We start from the raw sequence: 17,953 nt of genomic DNA, 5'->3' as shown, positions 1-17,953 counted from the left end.
TAATTATGAAACAATCCGTAACAATTTACGAGTGCTTGAAGGATTTAAGCATCGTACAAAAAACCATTAAAAATGTATTGCTCTTAGCAATGATGGTGCTATTAGCACCCATGACAACCACTGCACAACAAATGATGCACGTACATGAAGATGTGGTAAAACCATCCATGACTGTGGAATATGAAGCCATTTTAAAAGAAGTCAATGAGCTCATTAAAGCCAATCCGCTTGAAAATGTGACCATGAGTGTTTTTAGAAACTCCAGTAATCATTATTTTTTCGTCAGACCCATTAGCTCTATGGCCGTTTTAGATGGACAGACGCCAATTGCCCAACTTGCTGAAAAAGCAGGTAAAGAAAAAGTCTATGACATTTTTAGACGTATGGATAAATGCTATGACGTGGAGAGAGATTTCATTCTTATTTCAGACGATGAATTATCTTATAAACCCGGCGAAAATTCGCAAGTTGCCGAAGGTGAGAACTATCGTAAGCACTATAGAATTTATTATTCACCTGAAAACAGAACAGCAGTTAGAGATCAATTAAAAGCCTTCAAAGCACTGAATGAGAATAAAGGATCTAAAGGCTATTATAACATTTATAGAAGTGGATTGGGTGCCCCTGCTGAATTCTTATTGGTGACCGTTTCGGCTAAAGATGAAATACATATGGCAGAAAGAGGCAAAGCTGATGAACAACTTTTGGGTGCTGAGGGACAAAGCATCATGCAAAATCTTTTCCTTAAAATGTCAAAATTTGAGGAATTTACCGGCGAAATGCGTCCGGATTTGGCAGTAACTTCTAACTAATTAAAATTAACAATCATGAAAAAAATATGTATACTAGTACTCGCATTGGCAATGTTTACAGCCTGCGAGCAAAAAGACACCCGTTACACCCAACAATCACCTGAGATTGATTTGGTGAAAAAGCACATTGACAATTATAATAAGACAAATTATGATATGGCTGTTAGTTTACTCGCTGATAGTTCAAGATCATTCTTTAACACAAAAGACAATCCAATATCAAATAAAGACATCATAGCTTATCATCAAGCTAATGATGCCAATTACAATAGCCGTAAATTCTTAGATACTGATCAAGAATTCGAAAAGGTAGTCACTGATAAAGGGGATACTTGGGTAAATACCTGGCTGCAATGGCAAGCAACTTTGGCTGCTAATGGAAAAGTTATCAATATGCCTGTGCACATGACCTTTAAAATAATTGACGGTAAAATTGTACAAGAGCACGGTTACTGGGACCCAACAGAAATCGTTTTGGAATTGCAAGCTGTTGAAGCTGAAAAAGCCATGTCGGCCGATGAAAAACTCCTCAAAAAAGGAATTGACGACATTGTTAAAGCATGGAATGCCAACGATCAAGTTGCTATGAAGGCCGCTATGACTGACAATCTCGTTAGAACAGAAAATGGTAATGTGATTGCTAAGAGTTCATCAGAATACGCAAGCAATCTTATGGATGTCTTTTTTACCGGTTTCCCTGATTTTAAAGTGAGTTTAGACAACTACCAAATTATGGGCAACAAAGTCTTAATTAACTGGACTTGTACCGGTACCAATACCGGAGATTTTCAAGGAAAAACCACTAACAAACCAATTACCACCCATGGGATGAGCCTTTGGACCTTTGATGAAAACGGAAAAGCATCGCGCGAAGATGCCTATTACGATAATCTAACACTATTTCAGCAATTAGGCTATATGCCAGAAATCTAACCAACTAACCCATAACAGGTCTTTTTAAAGACAAGACCAGTAATGACAACTATAATTCAAAAAAGTTTTAGTGTTTTTGAGAATTATACCTTTTGTTAATGATAAATACATTACTGGTCTAACTGTTATGACAGCTCACAACCCACATTAGGTCTTAACCACATCATCATGTGATTGTATTCCAATATTTAACGATTTACCTTGGCAAATTATTCCATTTTGGATATAAAAGACCAAATCCAATACGGTTGTGGCAAAAAACATTACAGCTATGAAAACCTTTCCACACAAAACCGAACGCTTACACTCCATGGATGCCTTACGAGCCATCATGATGCTCTTAGGTTTGGTTATACATTCTGCCCTAACCTATGCAGTAACCGATTGGGGTGCTACTTGGCCCTTGAAAGACCCCAACGCCATCCATTGGACGAACGATTATATCGTAGATTTTATTCACGTATTTAGAATGCAAATTTTCTTTTTTGTCGCAGGTTTTTTTGGTGCTCTATTGTTTTATGAGCGACAGCCAAGACCCATGATAAAAAACAGAATTCAGCGCATTGTATTCCCATTTTTGATATTTGTTTTTTTACTTTGGCCATCAATAGTGGTTTGTTTTACTTATACAAGACTTAGCTTTGCTGGTGATCCTGAAGCATGGGCAACAGCAACCTCCATTTTAGCCCAAATTGATGGTTATATTCCAGGTAGCACTTTTCATTTGTGGTTTCTTTACTATTTGGCATTAATTACAGGTTTCTCAGTAATTATTGCTTTTATCGCAAGACCATTTAAAGCCTTCACTAACAAAATCTCTGGCTTGTTTGACAGAATAATTAAACATCCTATTTTAAGAATTCTCGTATTTGCGTCGTTTACAGCAGTGGTTTATATATTTATGAATACCTCACAAGTGGCTACGTCTAATTCCTTTATACCAGATCTCAACACCTTTACCTATTACGCCTTCTTTTATATAATTGGCTGGATTTTATTCAAATCGAAGCACTTATTAGATGAAATGAAACGAATGGACTGGTGGTCTACAGCGCTTGGAATCGCTTTATTTTCGGTTTATTTTTTCTGGAAAGACGACTTTGGATTTTACGACGCCATTATTATCAAATCTGTTACCGTTTGGTGCCTCATTTTTGGCGTAACAGGCCTTTTTCTCCGCTATGCCAGTAACCACTCGCCTGTTATGAGATACATCTCTGATGCCTCTTATTGGGTGTACCTCGTTCATTTATCATTTACAGCTCTTTTACCTGTATTGATTATGAATTGGGCTTTACCGGCTACCGTAAAATTTTTAATCGTGATGTCGGGCACTTTCTTCGTCTGTTTTGTAAGCTACCATTACTTGGTACGTTCCACCTTTATTGGTCAATTCTTAAACGGCCGAAAGTATTCTAAAAAGATTAAAGATCTACAACCTGCTACAGCACCAAAAGCTCAATTGGCAATGGATAAATAAATACAACTAACCTTAACAAAACAAAAAAAGTAATTACAACCATGAAAACCATTCCACATAAAACCGAACGCTTACACGCGCTAGATTCTTTAAGAGCCATTATGATGATGTTAGGCATCGTTTTACATTCAGTTAACACCTATAATGGTGCCGCTGTAAATTCTATATGGCGCATAAGAGACCCTATTAATTTTAATGAAAATCTAGCGTGGATTGGCTCATTCATTCACGTGTTTAGAATGCCAATTTTTATGGTGGTGGCCGGTTTTTTTGCTTCGCTGTTATTTTATGAGCGCGGACCTCGTTGGATGTTTAAAAATAGAATGCAAAGAATAACCTATCCGTTTTTAGTATTTGTGTTACTTCTGTTTGTGTTTGTTCAGGCCGGAATGTCATACACCGCCCAAGTATTTGCTGCTAATCCCAATGCTTTAACAGATGCCCTGGCACCTTTTACTTCAATTTTAAGCTTTATTCCAAACAGAACCATGCATTTATGGTTTTTGTATTATTTAATCTTGTTTTCTTTGGTGTCTTTCGGATTGGGTTTACTATTTAAAAAGCTACCTAAGCTATCTAGCTTTATTAACCAATATTTTCATGCCATTTTTAAAAATATAGTGTTAAGACTTGTTGTTTTTACATTGATTACAATAGCCATTTTGTTATTTATGGACAAAACCTGGGTGGACACTTCTTTAAGTTTTGTTCCCGATTTTAACACCTTTCTTTTTTATTTCTTTTTCTACATGTTTGGTTGGGTACTGTTTAAATCTAAAGAGCTTCTAGGTAGTTTTAAAAAACACGATTGGCTTTTTACCACTGTTGGTCTGCTACTTTTTACTTGGTATTTCTTAACAGAGAAAAGTGAAATGGCTCCTTGGCTCATTATTTCCATAAGAGCTATTTGTTGTTGGCTGTTTATTTTTGGTATTACTGGATTATTCATAAGATATGGTAGTCACCATTCAGCCACGATGCGTTATGTGTCTGATTCTTCGTACTGGGTTTATTTACTGCATTTGCCTTTAACCGTTATCATTCCTGGCTTAATTGCCGATTGGAACATTCCTGCAACCTTTAAATTCCTATTTGTTGTGAGTGTTACCACCGTGATTTGTTTTGTGACCTATCATTATTTGGTGCGTTCAACTTTCATCGGGGAATTCTTAAATGGCAGAAGATATACTAAGAAGTTAAGCGATATCAAACTGGCGGCACAACCAAAGGTTGAGTTGGTAATGGATAAATAAAGAGCATGAAAACATTTCCTGCCGCACAAACCATTTTATTGATTATTGCGGCCTTTGTCGCTTTATTAACTTGGATTATTCCTGCAGGTCAAAACGATGAATTGCGTTACGATAAAACAGAGTCTATCTTTATTGAAAAAATGTCCTTCTGTCATTCCGACAGAGCGCAGCGAGGAGGAATCTCATTTAAAGATTTCTCACTTTCGTTCGAAATGACAAAAGATTGAAAATATGATTAAAGTCTTTAGAAAAATAAGATACAACCTAATGGAAACGGGAAAAACTGGGAAGTACATTAAATACGCCATTGGAGAAATTGTTCTTGTGGTAATAGGAATTCTCATTGCCTTGCAGATTAATAATTGGAATGAGAGTCAAAAGGAACGAAAAGAAGAACAAAAAGCACTATTGAATCTAAAGCAAGATTTTGAATATAATTATCGATTACTCGACAGTTTCATAAATCTACAAGTGGAAAATAATAAAAGCCATTTTTGGATTCTAAATCATACCGGTAAAAAACCAAAGCCAAAAACAGAAAAAGAATTTAATATCAAGTTAAATGAAGTCTACAACAACCCTACTTTTCATCCAAGAATCGGCTATTTAACAGAATTATTAAGCTCAGGACGAATAGGGATTATTAAAAATGAAACATTGAGAAATGTTTTAATTTCTTGGCAACCAGCTTTAGAACGGATTAAGTATAGAGAAATGATTAGGGATAAAGATTTAGTTTCCATTACTGATATTATAAAGGAAAAGGGAAGTTGGTTAAACCTTGATGAAGCCTCGAGTTCAGAAACAGTTAAAAGGAATAGATTCCCAAAATCAGGGTTCGATGTAGATAATAGAAAACTTTTAGATGAATTAGCTTTTGAAAATGCTATTGAGAATGCAGTTTATTCAAATGACTTAGTGTTAATTATTCAAAAAAATGCGCTTGATATAGTTAAGACTATTGTTACACTAATTGATGATGATTTAGAAAAATGATAAAACTCTTTCGTAAAATTAGATACAACCTCATGGCGACTGAAAAAACAGGTTCATCTGCCGACCGCGTGTCGCCTAAAGCTTTAGCGGAGGCACAAGCCTCGGCGAAGGCAGGCCGGTATTTGAAATACGCCATTGGCGAAATTATCTTGGTGGTGATTGGGATTTTAATCGCTTTACAAATTAATAATTGGAATGAACAACGCAAGCAAAATCAACAAGAAACCAACTATTACGGTAAAATAAAAGAAGATATTGAACTTGATATATATAATATCGAGCAATCCATCTACTCGCTTGAAGAAAGGTCTGAAGCTACCAGACGATTATTGGTAAATCTACTATCCATCCAAGACGATAAATCCGTGATTTTGGCAGATTATCTCAGTGCTGTGAGGTCTATTTCTTTTATACCCTCAAAATCTGCTATTCTCGATATCACTTCTTCCGGGAAGTTAGAAATTCTTAAAAATAAAAAAATAAAAAATGCTGTATTACAGTATTACGCTTATCAGGATTATGGAGTAAATACCATTGAAGATAATAGGGATAAATTAGATGACAAGATTTTTAATTATAATGATTTTACCGATTTCGGAATTCAAGAAATTCCCATGTATCGTGAAAGTTACGGAACAGATCTTCAGGCTTTAATGCAAAGTTCTGAATGGCAAAAAGACCCTAACCATAAACTTTTTAGGCATTTAAAAGACCACATGAACATGACCATCATTATATGCCAGCGTGAAAAGCAATTTCTCATGAATATTAAGGATAGAGCAAATCAACTTATTGAGGAGATTGACACTACATTAAATTCTAATTGATTTATGATAAAATTCTTCCGAAAAATCCGGCAAAAAATGATTGAAGAATCTAAAGTTCGAAAACCTGCCTCACCAGCAGGCAAGTATCTGCTTTACGCCATTGGCGAAATCGTCTTGGTCGTGATTGGGATTTTGATAGCCTTGCAAATTAACACCTGGAAAGAAACGCAAAAACTTCGTAGTATAGAACTCGAAACACTCACCGAAATTCAACAAGCCTTAATACAAGACACCATTGTTCTTAACGCCAATATTTTAGTTTTAAAAGAAAAAGAACAAAAAGCCAAAGCATTAATCCATCACATAGAACTAAAACAACCTTACTCACAAGATTTAGATCGATTGATGATGACCGTTTATTATCACAGAGGCTATAAAACCTTTAACACTGCCGCCTTTGAACTTCTTAAAGAGCGCGGTTTTGGAATTGTAAAAAACCCTGAACTCAGAAAAGCTATTACCAATCACTACACCACAGACCTGGCAGATATCAATAACATTTTAAACAGAGTTGAAAGTCTTAACCTTTTGCAAGCCGAAAATATATTTAAAAACTTCAAAATTTATGGTGATGGAAAATCTGGTTATATACGCGCTTATGATTATGATGCACTGTTAGAAAACCCTAAGATATTTGGTCCGTTTTATCATTTTGAATTGATCATAACTACCTATCAGGGAAACCTAAGTACATTTAAATCAAAAACAGAGCAGATTTTAAATGCTGTAACCACGGAACTTGAACAACGAAAAGATTAGGTATGATAAAATTCTTTAGAAACATCCGCCAAAAACTGCTAGCTGAAAACAAAACTGGAAGGTATTTTAAATACGCCATCGGCGAAATCATCCTAGTACTGATCGGGATTTTATTGGCTTTATACATCTCAGACTGGAACGCTAGAAGAATTGAAAAGCAAACCGAAAAAACCACACTTTATGAATTAAAGAAAAGTATGCTACTAGATTTAGATTTACTCTCATCCGGACTTAATTCAGTAAATAAATCTATAGCAGATATTGAACTTTTACAATCCCTAATAACCAAAAAAGATTATGCCTACAACAAAGGCTTGGATACACTATTCGGCACAGTTTGGGGTATGAGAATTCTTAAACCCAATAGTGCTTTCTACCAAGACTTAAAGGCCTCTGGACTCAACTTAATAAAGGATGATTCTATTCGATCTCAAATAGTGCATCTTTTCGAAACGAATTACGGTTGGCTTAATTGGATTAATGAATTAGAGATGTCTATAAATGACGTAAACAGACCCTATTATTTAGAGAATTTTCATAATCTTATATTTACAAAAAACGCAACACCAAATAATTTTGAATTTATCTGGACTGATAGTTATTATCACAACATTATTGATTATCGGCTCATCACACTGGATAATCAAGTTAAAAATTATGGCTACAGTATTAGCGCCATAAGAACATTGGTAAAGGATATTGATAGTTATATTAACAATTAACGTATGATAAAACTCTTTAGTAAAATAAGATACAACCTCATGGAAACCGGTAAAAAAGGCAGATACCTCAAATACGCCATTGGCGAAATCATCTTAGTTGTGATTGGGATTTTGATTGCGCTTCAAGTAAACAATTGGAATGTGGTAAGAAACGAAAACAAAACTTCACTAAACTTAATGATACGGCTCTTAAGTGAAAGCAAGCAAAACCTTGAAGAAGTATCAAAGAGCATTGATACAAATAATAAAGGCATGGATGATTGTGAGCAAATGCTACAACTATTCGGCACAAATTATAAAGACAAAAATGTTAGAACCGTTGATACCCTAATTTATTCGGTGTTGTCTCTCCCAAAATTCAACTATAAATCTTCTACCATAAACGAAGCGCTAAATTCCGGTACGGTTTCCTTAATTTCTTCTGATGATCTAAGGGATTTATTATATCAAATCCCTTCACTTTATTCAGAAATAAATTGGGCTGAGGAAAACATTGATCAAGATAGCGAAATTAATTTTTTCCCTTATTTGTATGATCAAATTTCTATGAGGCAGATGGATGCAACTTTTGCTCCAATTAAAGACAGAATTGGAAAAAGCCAATTAGATGTTACTGATAACAGAATTATTTTAACTGATAGAAAGTTTGAAAACATGATAGATAATAAAATGTTTTTACTCAATAACTTATTACGTCGATATCAAAATTTCTACAATTTAAATAAAGAGGTCATTAGCTTATTGGAAACACAAATAAACAAGTTAAAAAGTGATTAAATTCTTCCGAAAAATAAGATACAACCTAATGGAAACAGGAAAAACAGGCAGGTACCTTAAATACGCCATTGGCGAAATCTTCCTTGTGGTAATTGGGATTTTGATTGCCCTGCAAATCAACAATTGGAATGAAGCCAATAAAGCTACTAAGGAAGAACTCAAGATTTTAAAAGAAATGCAATTTAATCTGACTAATGATTTAAAGGATTGCGAGTGGAATATCAACAAGCAGCAAGAATTGGCCAGCTCAAATGCCATTGTACTTAATCATTTGGAACAAGCAACCCCTTTTAATGATTCACTGCGCTATCACTATGGTAATCTCATCTATTCAACAACACAACGTCGTAATATGGCGGCTTACGATCATTTAAAAGCCAAAGGTATTGACCTCATCCAAAACGACAGTTTACGAAGACACATCACCGCTGTTTACTCTGAACGCTATTATTTTATTGAAAAGCAAGAACTGGAATACGACAACCAAATTCAGTTAAATGAATTGTTACCGCAGCTTAATGCCAAACTTATTTATGACAATCTATCGCGTACAGGCTACCCGATTAAATTATTAAGTTTGCAAAATGACGATGTATTTAAAGGCACTTTACGAATGAATGTAAATGCCAGAAAATATATGAAACTACGGTATGAAGGACTTCTCACCGATTTAAAAAATTTAATCGCGCATATTGATGAAGAACTGAAAGAGAGAACGCGCTAGCTTTCTTTTATTTTTAAAATCAAAATATCTCCTGCTTTTCAAATTTGAGTTTTAACATTTTTTTTTGGTTTTATAATTGCAAGAATTGCCAAACCAGTAAGACGCTACTCTTCATGTTTAGTTCCCATATTATGTTCATTAGTGTCTGATTTAGGTGGCCAAATAAACTCACTTGGATTACTCAAAAGATAGTTTAGAATTGAAAGATTTACAGCCTTCAGTTCTGAAAGTGGAATTCGTCTGGATTTAAAAGCCAATAACAACGAAAACCCAAAACTTACCCAAAAATTCATAAAGCCTATAAAAAAAATACCAATAAGCGACCAAATTATAGCACTTGTTGAGAGTGTAAAATCTGAACCATACATGCCCAGGGCAAAATTTCCACTAGAAAAAGCAATGTGGCGTATATCTAAATTAAGACCCAAAAAAACACCAACAGATGCGGTACTGCCCATAAACACGCCAAACCAAAAATTAGACATGATACCCGCCCACTTATGTTCAATAAAATCAGCGAGTTTTGTAGCGAACTTTTTTCCAAATCGCCTTTTAAGAAAAGGGTGTTTTTTTATTCTGGTATATATATTATTAAATTTATTTCTATTTGCTATACCACCTGCAATAATGCCGGATAAAAACAAAAATATCCCTGCAATTGCTGCATGAAATATGGCCAATGATGTTGCGGGATTTAAATCATTAATAAGTTTTTCCCATTTAGCTGTGGGAATATTGTAGTCCACACTTATATCTACCAGATACACTACTAGCATTGCCACTGGAAACGCCATGATAACATTCCCGAAAAAGGCAACTACTTGTGAACGAAACACCTCAGAAAACAATTTAGCAAATACTTGATGTTTAGTGCGAACAGAACCACCTTTTTTCAGGCCATTTTCTAAAGCTGAAATAAGCGTAGAAGCTGTCATTGCCGGCTGTTTGGTGGCTAAAGTAAACCCGAGTAGGTATAAAATTACAAATCCAATAGCATAGTTCATACTAAAAACAAAGGCTTCACCAAAACTACTCAAGTCTAATTTTGAAAATATCACTTTTGAAACGCACATTAAGCCTACAATAAGACCACCACCCAGTGATGTCTTTAACATTTCGAAATAGCCCTTCTTGTCATTTGTAATGTAGTGTTCTCCTTTTTTTGCAGCCTGCTCTGTAATTTCATAAGATAACAGCCGCGTGCCCTCATTAAAAAATTTTTTGATATTGTTTTTATAACAATTGTATTTAATAAGTCGCATACTTAGGTTAATGTTATGCGCTATTAAATCCTTTTCATTGTTTACGGCTAAAAAAGGCAAGGTCTCCTCCATCCTAATTAGCTGCCTGTTAATTCTCATTAACATTTGATTGACGCGAAGCGATATTCCAAATTTTTTACTGTTTTTAAATGCTTGATTTACGTAATCTTTACATTGCTGGAGCAACACAAAAAGATGCTTGTAATCTTCATTTTCAGCATGTATATAATGATGTGCGTCATTTAGAATACGCTTTTCAACAAGGCTTAAATTATTTTGGAAGGCAATAAACGGACTTTCAAGATTGTTGTATTCCGGAACCATTTTCATTACCTGAGCTTCTAAGGCATTTCCGCAAATTCTTAAAGTCATCACCTCAAGTGCAAATAACAATTCAGATAATGGGGATTCAACCTCTACAGAGGCGTTAATAAAATCAAACTCTAAAAGTTTAAATAAGGATTTAAGTTCATTCAAATCAATTTGAGCTATCCATTCAGGGTCGCTCGTTTTATAAAAAATTTGATTCAAGATGTATTCTAGGTTGTTTTCTGCAGGTTGACTAGGTAGTAGTTTTGAAAATAGTTTTCTGCTTATCTCAAAAATGAGGTCCGATTCCTGCGGAATTCCTGCATCACTAATGATAGCGTGAAAAGTCTTTTTTTCTAAAAGTTCATTACAATAATTACTGAAGTTTTGTTTGTAAGACTTGTCTTGTTTGAGTAATTCAATTAATGGCTGAATGGATACCCGATTATTGTCGTTTATATTCTTAGGCCTGATGATATCAACCAACTCAGAAAGTAAATCTACTTGGGTAGTGACATTTATCCATGTATCATCTCTGAAATAAGTTTTAAAAAATTGAGGTATATCTTTTGTGTTTTTACCCATATCATGTTAAAACCTAAAGATAATGCGCTTTTGCGAAATAAAATAGTTTCATACATTTTTTAACCAAGTATTTTATTGCTTATCAATCTCGTAAATCATGATAAAAACCATTATTCTTGGGATTAAAACAATTAAAACACCGGGAAAAATACAACTAGTTTTACCATTATACTCGCAAATAATTTGGACATAAACTAAGACAAAATTTACAATAAATGGAAAAATATCGTTACCTTGTAGATGAATGTTCAAAATAAAAATGAAATGAATATTAAACATAAAAGACTGGGCAGACATGGTGTTTTAGTGAGTAATATTTGCCTGGGCACCATGAATTTTGGTTGGCATACAAGTGAAGAAGACAGTTTTAAAATTATGGATCGCGCTTTGGAATTAGGCATCAATTTCTTCGATACAGCCGATGTTTATGGCTGGACAAAACAACATGGCTATACAGAAGAAATAATAGGTAGATGGCTTGCACAAGGCGGCGGAAGACGGGATGCTGTAGTATTGGCAACAAAGGTTTACAATCCTGTTGAACGCAAAGCAAATTTACCTGAGGTAAACAGTGATGGACGCAGCCTGAGCGCCTATAAAATCATGAAACATTGTGAAGGCAGTTTAAAACGTTTGCAAACAGACAGAATTGACTTATATCAAATGCACCATATTGATAATGATTGTCCTTGGGATGAAGCCTGGCAAAGTTTCGATACTCTAATAAAACAAGGAAAAGTGGTATATGTGGGTTCTAGCAATTTTGCCGGCTGGAACATTGCAACAGCATGCCAAGAAGCATCTAAACGTGGGTTGTTAGGCTTGGTAAGTGAACAAAGTGTTTACAATCTCGATAACCGAATGCTCGAACTTGAAGTCATTCCGGCATGCCGGCATTACGGTTTAGGATTAATACCTTGGAGTCCGTTGGCAGGCGGAATTTTAGCGGGTGCGCTACAAAAACAAATAGACGGAAGACGCGCCGAAAAGGACGTTCTGAAGCAACTGGAGAGCAAACGTGTTCAACTTGAAAAATATGAAACGCTTTGTAAAGAAATTGGCCACCCACCTTCAGAAGTGGCATTGGCATGGTTACTTCATAATCCCGTTGTTACAGCACCAATTGTTGGACCAAGAACTGTAGAGCAGCTGGAGAGTGCGGTGAGAGCTACAAGTATTCAACTAGAAGAAGACACCCTCAAACAATTGGATGCCATATTTCCGGGACCGGGCGGAGAAGCGCCAACTGCTTACTCTTGGTAAACGAGAAACTAATTTTACAATAACTAATAATTTAAATTTTAAAATAATGACTAAAGTAGTTAACATTTTGATGGTGTTTTTAATCATGCTGTTAGTCTCATGTAAAAATGATTCTAAAATTGATATCGTTGAAAGCACTGCGAGTGATCCTTTCTTAGAAGAGTTATCTATTGAGATATACGATTCAACAGCCACCAACCTCATCGATACCAATGCCACTTTTGAAATACTTGCAAAAGGATTTTACTGGAGCGAAGGTCCGCTTTGGATCGACGAATTACAGGCTGTTATATTTTCTGACGTTCCGGCAAATAAAATATACAAATGGACTGAAAAAGACAGCTTGAGTATATATCTTGAATCTGCAGGTCATACCGGACCTGATAATTCAGGTTCCGGTGAAGGACCCAACGGATTAATTCTGGACCAAAACAATAAACTTCTGATTTGTCAGCACGGCGACAGACAAATTGCACGTATGGATGCAGATTTAAAAAACCCACAAGCGCAATTTACCAGTATTGCCAACACTTATAATGGAAATAAATTTAACAGTCCAAATGACCTGGTCATGGACCGTAAAGGCAATATTTATTTTACAGATCCGCCTTATGGCAGACCGGAAAACAAAACAGGGGAAATAGGAATAAACGGCGTATTTAAGGTGAATCCTGAAAAAGAGGTTTCTGTGCTTGTTGACAGCTTAAACCGGCCGAACGGCATAGCCCTATCGCTCGATGAACAATCCTTATATATCAATCAATCCGATTCGGGTAATCCGGTTTTATACAGTTATGATATTAAAGAAGACGGATCACTCGAAAACGGCAAGATATTATTCGACTTTCTAGCACTTTCAAAAAATGCCAAAGGATTACCCGACGGCTTAAAAGTTCACAAAAGCGGAAACATATTTACAACAGGACCTGGTGGAGTGCATATAATTAGCCCGGACGGAAAACACCTGGCGGCCATTAAAACCACCAAATCAACGGCCAATTGTGCATTTGATTCCGACCAAAACTATTTGTACATGACAACAACTGATTTGTTGATTAGGGTTAAACTAAAACTTTAGTAAGTATATTAATTGTAATCACAACTCATTATCATAAGACTTCCTGATCAATTCTGCCTTAGAATTAATCTCTAAAGTGTTATAAATATTTTTAATATGACTACGCACGGTATCTAAGGAAATGAATAAATCGTTGGCTATCATTTTATAGCTTTTGCCATTAACGATACCTTTTACAATTTCTAGTTGCCTATCACTTAATTGATGGTGCTTTTTTGGCGCGTAGAAATCGGCAATTTTACGGGCAATGGCCGGCGACATATAAGAGCCACCTTGGGCAACCACTTCAACGGCTTCTTTTATTTTTTGTAGAGAAGAGCGTTTTGAAACATAAGAACAAGCACCGGCACTTAAGGCCTTAAAAATCATGTCGGTTTCTTCAAAAGTGGTGAGAATAATAACGTCTAAATCAGGTAAGAGCATTTTAATTTTCGGTAAGGATTCTACACCTGTTTTACCCGGAAGTTGAATATCTAGCAACAAAATGAATCCGGTCTGTTCATCGGTTTCTAGCCAGCTAACGAAGGCTTCGGCACTGGTAAAGGTTTTTAATATGGCGACTGCAGGCTGCATTTGAAAAAAGCTCATAAGACCTTCCAATACTATCGGGTCATCTTCAACAATCACTAAATTAACTTTATTAGACACTATTTATTGTTTAAAAGGGAAAAGATAGCTTATAATTTAAGGATTTTCAACCACATATCGATGTGGTTTATTAAATACTGTGTGGTAATGAGACGTTAATACCAAATCCGTTGTTTAAATCAAATTCCAGCTTGGCTTTGATGCTGTCGCACCTGAGCTTCATATTAGCCAATCCTAAACCACTACAATTTTCAAAATTTTTAACAAGACCGTCGTCTTTAATTGAAAGATTACAAGCCCCATTTTTATTGATGATATTAATGGTAACGTTATTGGCATTAGAATGTTTAACAATATTGGTGATGGCTTCTTTGTAGATTAAAAACAAATTTCTACGGCAGTTGAGGTCTAACTTTTTTTGCAGATTCAAATCGTCTGTTTGAAAGTCATATGAAATATTTGAAGGCAGCAACAGTTCTTCAGCCAGTTCGCGCATACGCTCAATCAAATCGCCCATGGTGTCTCTTCTACTGTCAATACTCCATACCAAATCGCGCATATGCGAAATGGTATTGCGACTTAAAGTGGTAATTTGGTGTAGTCTGTTTTTGTCGATACTGTTGGTCGCTTGCATTTCAAGCATTTCGGTTTGCATGGCGAGACCGGTTAACATGGAGCCTACGTCGTCGTGCAGGTCGCTCGATATTTTGGTGCGTAGGCGCTCCATGGCCAAGGCCTGATTTAATCGATATTGAAATACCACATACATCACACCAAACACAGACAAAATTATTAAGGTAATAAACCACCATTTTTTATAGAAGATCTGTTTCACCTGAATGGGAATACTCAAAGCCGCCCTGCTTTCATTACCATTAGAATCCATACCTTTCACTTTTAGCACATAATCTCCGGCAGGTAATTTATTATACCTGATGCTGTTTTGGTTGCCTTGGTAAAACCATTCATTTTCAAAACCTTCCAATTTGGTGTAATAGGTATAATTGTTTTTGTTAAAATAATCAGGAATAGACCAGTCTATTTTAAAATGCTGATCATACGGCGTTAATAAAATAGCGCCTTCATTCATTTTTGTAATCTGGGTAGTGGTTTTGTCTCTTTGATTGTAAACTTCAAATCTTGTGAAATTCACCTTTGGAAGTGTGTATTCTTGTGAAAGTTCTTCAAATTCAAACTTATTAATACCATTTAAACCTCCAAAGTAAAAATTGCCATACGCATCTTTGTAAGCTGACGTGTAGTTGAATTCATTATTAGTAAGACCATCTTCTACAAAATAGTTATGATGGTTATTGGTTTTTATATTAAAGGTTGATATGCCATTATAGGTAGCAGCAACTATGTCTTTAGTACCGGTTGATAGAATTGATACCACATTGTTGTCTGAAAGTCCATCTTCTTTATCAATAACCTTAATTGTATTTTTACCTAAATCTAAAATATTGATACCACCACCAAAGGTGCCTATTAAAAGTTGGTTATCAATTTCATATAAGCTTAAAATAGAGTTTTTATTCAAAGAAGGAACTGAACTGATGTTGTATTCAGCCTCTAAAATGCCATTCAGGTTAACTTTTAACAATCCTTGGTTGGATGTCCCTACCCAAATAATTTCAGGATTGATGTTGCTTTGAATTAGTGTTTTAATCTCATAATCCTCAGTTGGGGGTTCTAAAAGAACCGGTTTAAAAGCTTTGGTCTCTGGGTCGATGAATATGAGTTTTGAAAACTTATAACCCGTCAAAAGTCTGCCATCTGCTAACCTGATAATTGGATTGGGTTTTGTTTCGTTTAAAAAAAGTTTATAATTACCATAGGTGGTTAAACTATTGGTGTTAAAATCTATTTCTATTAAAAAATTAGTAACGGTATAGGCCTTGTTGTTTTGTGTATCGGCCACAAAAAAACGGGCATCTTTTAATTTACGGCTTCCGTCTGGAAGTAAGATTGGTGTAGCGTCACCTTTGGAATTAATGCGGTACAGCTGATTTTCGGACTCGCACATAGCTGCAATATCGCCGCCTTGAAGCGGAAAAATACTTCTGAAGGTGCGACCCCAGCTACTTTCATCTACTTTAAGTATTTGTTTAAAATTTTGCGGCTTCAGTTTTACTTTGATAAGTCCGTTATCTGTGCCCAGCCAAAGCAAGTTCGAATCATCTATAAAAAGACAGTTAATATTAGAGAAGTCTATACTTTGTGCAATATTTTTTGTGTAATCATAGAGGTCACCGGAGGCATTAAGGTAAAACAATTCTTTTTTCCCCGAAAACCAAATACCACCGTAACGATCTTCTGTAGCGTTGAAAAAAATGGCCTTATCATCTAAAAGTCGGTGACTAAATTCCAAATTGTTATAAACATCAATACCACCTTTACTTTCAGGAAAGTAGTAATGCTGATTATTAGAACCCATAAACGACTCCCCATAATGTATGGTATACCCATACCAATCGAAGGTGTCTAATTTTTTATTTTTGAGAACCTTCCCATTTTGATCAAAAAGCGTTAAGCCATGATTGATGGTGGTCCAACAAATCTCATTTGAATTGGTAATATCTAAAGCAGTGAATCCCGCACTTTGTCGCTCGAGAGACTTGATAAATTGAAACGATTTACCATTGTATTTTAAAAGGGTTTGAATCTTGGTTTGATCAGAATTAAATTCATCTGTCACAATCCATAAATTATCGGTTTTATCGAAGGCGATTTCTAAGACTTCATTTTTAAGAAATCCGTTCTCATCTTCAATCTCATCTAATGTTTCGGTCTCAAGATTTAAGCGGAATAGCTTGTGATTTGCAATAAACCATAAGGTGTTGTTAGACTTCTGATATTCAACTTTAATTAAAACTTCAAAAGGAATAAAATTGTGATTATTCTTGCTGTTATCAAATACTTTAAAAATATTACCATCGTATTTAGCAATACCTTGTCTGGTACCAAACCACATAAAACCGTCGGCATCTTGAGCAATGGTATTTACATGTCTAAAATTCAAGCCATCATCGGTAGAAAGGACTTCAACTTGCACGGCATTTTGAGAAAATGCCATAAACGATAACAAAAAAACTATTCGTAAACAATTACGAAAAATTTTAAAAGCAGTCACAAGGGTTGAGTTAGATTATCAAAGATAACATTTTTTAGTCACAACAACCACATGAATATGTGATTGAACTTGCAAAAATACCTGCTTATCTTGCAGATGTACAAAAAAGCCCTACATCTCATAATTGATTAATAGCCTGATAAATTATTGAAGATGTATATAGACAGTAACTATTTATTAAAGACGGCCGAAGTTAACAGGCCTAAAAGTTTGGGTATGCCATGGCTGTCGTTCTTCACAAATATTAATTATAAGACCTATTTATTTAAGCTATTTGTTTTCAATTTTTTGAAGTTATTCAAATCAATAATTGGCACAAAACCTAAACAAAGTCTAATTATATTTTCAATTAAAAATTAAACTAATCATTAAAAAAATAAGACTAAATGTTAGAAGTGTTTTGTAAAGAGTTAATCGTCATTTCAGCAGCTTTAAACATAAAACTCTTAAAT

General features: G+C 35.1%; 16 protein-coding genes. 13 read left to right on the top strand and 3 right to left on the bottom strand.

Annotated elements, in window-relative coordinates:
* Window positions 1–5: 5 nt before the first annotated feature.
* The 11 genes from FJ651_RS11050 to FJ651_RS11000 all read left to right on the top strand — a co-directional run bounded on the left by FJ651_RS11050 (window position 6) and on the right by FJ651_RS11000 (window position 9,283).
* Window positions 6–812 (top strand): hypothetical protein, encoded by an 807-nt coding sequence (locus tag FJ651_RS11050; RefSeq protein WP_140990586.1) that lies wholly within the window; start codon window positions 6–8, stop codon window positions 810–812.
* Window positions 813–827: 15 nt separating this feature from the next.
* On the top strand, window positions 828–1,745 hold the full coding sequence (locus FJ651_RS11045; protein ID WP_140990585.1) for an ester cyclase: 918 nt from the start codon (window positions 828–830) through the stop codon (window positions 1,743–1,745).
* 271 nt (window positions 1,746–2,016) lie between these two features.
* The gene (locus FJ651_RS11040) at window positions 2,017–3,225 is read left to right on the top strand and encodes an acyltransferase family protein (protein ID WP_140990584.1); all 1,209 of its coding nucleotides are present in this window, start codon (window positions 2,017–2,019) and stop codon (window positions 3,223–3,225) included.
* Between the two features lie 41 nt (window positions 3,226–3,266).
* Window positions 3,267–4,478, top strand: coding sequence for an acyltransferase family protein (locus tag FJ651_RS11035; protein ID WP_140990583.1), 1,212 nt, complete (start codon window positions 3,267–3,269; stop codon window positions 4,476–4,478).
* A 5-nt stretch (window positions 4,479–4,483) separates the two neighbouring features.
* A complete protein-coding gene (locus FJ651_RS11030) occupies window positions 4,484–4,705 on the top strand; it encodes a hypothetical protein (RefSeq protein WP_140990582.1) in 222 nt (73 codons plus the stop codon).
* 4 nt (window positions 4,706–4,709) lie between these two features.
* On the top strand, window positions 4,710–5,474 hold the full coding sequence (locus FJ651_RS11025; RefSeq protein WP_140990581.1) for a DUF6090 family protein: 765 nt from the start codon (window positions 4,710–4,712) through the stop codon (window positions 5,472–5,474).
* Window positions 5,471–6,301: a DUF6090 family protein gene (locus tag FJ651_RS15755; protein WP_216746147.1), complete on the top strand. Its 831-nt coding sequence runs from the start codon at window positions 5,471–5,473 to the stop codon at window positions 6,299–6,301. The genes FJ651_RS11025 and FJ651_RS15755 overlap by 4 nt, the downstream gene beginning before the upstream one ends.
* Before the next feature lie 3 nt (window positions 6,302–6,304).
* Window positions 6,305–7,060 carry a DUF6090 family protein gene (locus FJ651_RS11015; RefSeq protein ID WP_140990580.1) on the top strand — a complete coding sequence of 252 codons (756 nt, stop codon included), beginning with the start codon at window positions 6,305–6,307 and terminating at the stop codon, window positions 7,058–7,060.
* A 2-nt stretch (window positions 7,061–7,062) separates the two neighbouring features.
* The gene (locus tag FJ651_RS11010; protein ID WP_140990579.1) at window positions 7,063–7,782 is read left to right on the top strand and encodes a hypothetical protein; all 720 of its coding nucleotides are present in this window, start codon (window positions 7,063–7,065) and stop codon (window positions 7,780–7,782) included.
* Window positions 7,783–7,785: 3 nt separating this feature from the next.
* On the top strand, window positions 7,786–8,559 hold the full coding sequence (locus FJ651_RS11005) for a hypothetical protein (protein WP_140990578.1): 774 nt from the start codon (window positions 7,786–7,788) through the stop codon (window positions 8,557–8,559).
* 28 nt (window positions 8,560–8,587) lie between these two features.
* Entirely contained in the window at window positions 8,588–9,283 is a 696-nt protein-coding gene (locus FJ651_RS11000) for a DUF6090 family protein (RefSeq protein WP_140990577.1), read from the top strand.
* Between the two features lie 104 nt (window positions 9,284–9,387).
* Here FJ651_RS11000 and FJ651_RS10995 read toward each other — a convergent pair whose 3' ends face one another.
* Window positions 9,388–11,439 (bottom strand): recombinase, encoded by a 2,052-nt coding sequence (locus FJ651_RS10995; RefSeq protein ID WP_140990576.1) that lies wholly within the window; start codon window positions 11,437–11,439, stop codon window positions 9,388–9,390.
* 264 nt (window positions 11,440–11,703) lie between these two features.
* Here FJ651_RS10995 and FJ651_RS10990 point away from each other — a divergent pair, with 264 nt between their 5' ends.
* Window positions 11,704–12,702, top strand: a complete 999-nt coding sequence (locus tag FJ651_RS10990; RefSeq protein ID WP_216746137.1) for an aldo/keto reductase — start codon at window positions 11,704–11,706, stop codon at window positions 12,700–12,702.
* A 46-nt stretch (window positions 12,703–12,748) separates the two neighbouring features.
* Window positions 12,749–13,780 carry an SMP-30/gluconolactonase/LRE family protein gene (locus tag FJ651_RS10985; RefSeq protein ID WP_216746136.1) on the top strand — a complete coding sequence of 344 codons (1,032 nt, stop codon included), beginning with the start codon at window positions 12,749–12,751 and terminating at the stop codon, window positions 13,778–13,780.
* 18 nt (window positions 13,781–13,798) lie between these two features.
* Here FJ651_RS10985 and FJ651_RS10980 read toward each other — a convergent pair whose 3' ends face one another.
* On the bottom strand, window positions 13,799–14,428 hold the full coding sequence (locus FJ651_RS10980) for a response regulator transcription factor (protein WP_246085357.1): 630 nt from the start codon (window positions 14,426–14,428) through the stop codon (window positions 13,799–13,801).
* 70 nt (window positions 14,429–14,498) lie between these two features.
* A complete protein-coding gene (locus FJ651_RS10975) occupies window positions 14,499–17,444 on the bottom strand; it encodes a sensor histidine kinase (protein ID WP_140990574.1) in 2,946 nt (981 codons plus the stop codon).
* Window positions 17,445–17,953: the final 509 nt, after the last annotated feature.

Origin of the sequence: Paucihalobacter ruber (assembly GCF_006494535.1) — a bacterium.
Classification (GTDB): domain Bacteria; phylum Bacteroidota; class Bacteroidia; order Flavobacteriales; family Flavobacteriaceae; genus Paucihalobacter; species Paucihalobacter ruber.
Note: the sequence above shows the minus strand (reverse complement) of the source record. Positions and strands in the feature narration are given on the sequence as shown.